The organism is Streptomyces sp. NPDC048269 (assembly GCF_040652395.1).
Taxonomy (GTDB): Bacteria; Actinomycetota; Actinomycetes; order Streptomycetales; family Streptomycetaceae; genus Streptomyces.
Genome location: NZ_JBEZLW010000116.1, coordinates 1 through 2,506 on the forward strand (window position 1 = coordinate 1; position 2,506 = coordinate 2,506).

At 56.2% G+C, this 2,506-nt stretch carries 1 rRNA gene; it reads left to right on the top strand.

The features are described 5' to 3' along the window. Positions 1–2,475 (top strand): 23S ribosomal RNA (locus AB0D48_RS37350); the annotation flags it as partial. Between the last annotated feature and the right edge of the window lie 31 nt (positions 2,476–2,506).

Consider the following 2,506-nt stretch of genomic DNA (forward strand, 5'->3'; position numbering starts at 1 on the left):
CAGTCGTGACTGCGTGCCTTTTGAAGAATGAGCCTGCGAGTTAGCGGTGTGTAGCGAGGTTAACCCGTGTGGGGAAGCCGTAGCGAAAGCGAGTCCGAATAGGGCGATTGAGTTGCACGCTCTAGACCCGAAGCGGAGTGATCTAGCCATGGGCAGGTTGAAGCGGAGGTAAGACTTCGTGGAGGACCGAACCCACCAGGGTTGAAAACCTGGGGGATGACCTGTGGTTAGGGGTGAAAGGCCAATCAAACTCCGTGATAGCTGGTTCTCCCCGAAATGCATTTAGGTGCAGCGTCGTGTGTTTCTTGCCGGAGGTAGAGCACTGGATAGGCGATGGGCCCTACCGGGTTACTGACCTTAGCCAAACTCCGAATGCCGGTAAGTGAGAGCACGGCAGTGAGACTGTGGGGGATAAGCTCCATGGTCGAGAGGGAAACAGCCCAGAGCATCGACTAAGGCCCCTAAGCGTACGCTAAGTGGGAAAGGATGTGGAGTCGCAGAGACAACCAGGAGGTTGGCTTAGAAGCAGCCACCCTTGAAAGAGTGCGTAATAGCTCACTGGTCAAGTGATTCCGCGCCGACAATGTAGCGGGGCTCAAGCGTACCGCCGAAGTCGTGTCATTGCAGCAATAGGGCCAACGCCCGCTGTGATGGGTAGGGGAGCGTCGTGTGCCGGGTGAAGCAGCAGCGGAAGCTAGTTGTGGACGGTTCACGAGTGAGAATGCAGGCATGAGTAGCGATACACACGTGAGAAACGTGTGCGCCGATTGACTAAGGGTTCCTGGGTCAAGCTGATCTGCCCAGGGTAAGTCGGGACCTAAGGCGAGGCCGACAGGCGTAGTCGATGGACAACCGGTTGATATTCCGGTACCCGCTTTGAAACGCCCAATATCGAATCAGGCGATGCTAAGTCCGTGAAGCCGTTCCGGACCCTTCGGGGAAAGGAAAGTGGTGGAGCCGACGAACCAGACTTGTAGTAGGTAAGCGATGGGGTGACGCAGGAAGGTAGTCCAGCCCGGGCGGTGGTTGTCCCGGGGTAAGGGTGTAGGCCGAGGGGTAGGCAAATCCGTCCCTCATATAAGGCTGAGACCTGATGCCGAGCCGATTGTGGTGAAGTGGATGATCCTATGCTGTCGAGAAAAGCCTCTAGCGAGTTTCATGGCGGCCCGTACCCTAAACCGACTCAGGTGGTCAGGTAGAGAATACCGAGGCGTTCGGGTGAACTATGGTTAAGGAACTCGGCAAAATGCCCCCGTAACTTCGGGAGAAGGGGGGCCATCACTGGTGATCGGATTTACTCCGTGAGCTGGGGGTGGCCGCAGAGACCAGCGAGAAGCGACTGTTTACTAAAAACACAGGTCCGTGCGAAGCCGTAAGGCGATGTATACGGACTGACGCCTGCCCGGTGCTGGAACGTTAAGGGGACCGGTTAGTACATCTTCGGGTGTGCGAAGCTGAGAACTTAAGCGCCAGTAAACGGCGGTGGTAACTATAACCATCCTAAGGTAGCGAAATTCCTTGTCGGGTAAGTTCCGACCTGCACGAATGGCGTAACGACTTCTCGACTGTCTCAACCATAGGCCCGGTGAAATTGCACTACGAGTAAAGATGCTCGTTTCGCGCAGCAGGACGGAAAGACCCCGGGACCTTTACTACAGTTTGATATTGGTGTTCGGTTCGGCTTGTGTAGGATAGGTGGGAGACTGTGAAAGCCATACGCCAGTATGGTGGGAGTCGTCGTTGAAATACCACTCTGGTCGTGCTGGATGTCTAACCTCGGTCCGTGATCCGGATCAGGGACAGTGTCTGATGGGTAGTTTAACTGGGGCGGTTGCCTCCCAAAGGGTAACGGAGGCGCCCAAAGGTTCCCTCAGCCTGGTTGGCAATCAGGTGTTGAGTGTAAGTGCACAAGGGAGCTTGACTGTGAGACCGACGGGTCGAGCAGGGACGAAAGTCGGGACTAGTGATCCGGCGGTGGCTTGTGGAAGCGCCGTCGCTCAACGGATAAAAGGTACCCCGGGGATAACAGGCTGATCTTCCCCAAGAGTCCATATCGACGGGATGGTTTGGCACCTCGATGTCGGCTCGTCGCATCCTGGGGCTGGAGTCGGTCCCAAGGGTTGGGCTGTTCGCCCATTAAAGCGGTACGCGAGCTGGGTTTAGAACGTCGTGAGACAGTTCGGTCCCTATCCGCTGTGCGCGTAGGAATATTGAGAAGGGCTGTCCCTAGTACGAGAGGACCGGGACGGACGAACCTCTGGTGTGCCAGTTGTCCTGCCAAGGGCATGGCTGGTTGGCTACGTTCGGGAGGGATAACCGCTGAAAGCATCTAAGCGGGAAGCCTGCTTCAAGATGAGTATTCCCACCTCCTTGAGAGGGTAAGGCTCCCAGTAGACGACTGGGTTGATAGGCCAGATGTGGAAGCCCGGTAACGGGTGAAGCTGACTGGTACTAATAGGCCGAGGGCTTGTCCTCAGTTGCTCGCGTCCACTGTGTTAGTTCTGAA